Source organism: Actinophytocola glycyrrhizae (assembly GCF_042653545.1).
Lineage (GTDB): Bacteria > Actinomycetota > Actinomycetes > Mycobacteriales > Pseudonocardiaceae > Actinophytocola > Actinophytocola glycyrrhizae.
In genome coordinates, this window is sequence record NZ_JBHSIS010000030.1 from 1 (window position 1) to 712 (window position 712).

The following is a 712-nucleotide window of genomic DNA, read 5'->3' on the forward strand; positions in this document are numbered from 1 at the left end:
GGAGAGTGCGAAGGCGTAGGACGGGTCGTTGATCGACGGGTCGTGTACGACTACTCGGTCCTCGCCGGCTTCGCTGACCTTCGCGACCTCGAACCCGCCGGAGTCGTTGCGTATGACGGCGTATTCGTTTTCGGTGCCGAAGCGGATGGGTTTGCCGTGTTCGAGTGGGATGAGGCGTTGTTCTTTTTGGCCTGGTTCTTTGAGTACGTCGAAGGCGCCGTCGTTGAAGATGGGGCAGTTTTGGTAGATCTCGACGAGTGCGGAGCCGCGGTGTTGGGCGGCTGCGGTGAGGATTGAGGTGAGTTGGGTGCGGTCGTTGTCGAGGGTGCGGGCGACGAAGGTGGCTTCGGCGCCGATGGCGAGGGAGAGTGGGTTGAAGGGGTGGTCGAGTGATCCCATGGGGGTGGATTTGGTGAGTTTGCCGGTTTCGGAGGTGGGTGAGTATTGGCCTTTGGTGAGGCCGTAGATGCGGTTGTTGAAGAGGAGGATTTTGAGGTTGATGTTGCGGCGTAGTGCGTGGATGAGGTGGTTGCCGCCGATGGAGAGTGCGTCGCCGTCGCCGGTGACGACCCAGATTGAGAGGTCGGGGCGGGTGACGGCGAGGCCGGTGGCGATGGCGGGGGCGCGGCCGTGGATGGAGTGCATGCCGTAGGTGTTCATGTAGTACGGGAATCGTGAGGAGCATCCGATTCCGGAGATGAACACGATGTTC

Annotated in this window: 1 protein-coding gene; it reads right to left on the minus strand. The window is 61.4% G+C overall.

The annotated features are described in order from the left end of the window. Positions 1–712, minus strand: a 712-nt coding sequence (locus ACFPCV_RS38280) for a 2-oxoacid:ferredoxin oxidoreductase subunit beta (protein ID WP_378062401.1), incomplete at both ends; no start/stop codon positions are given.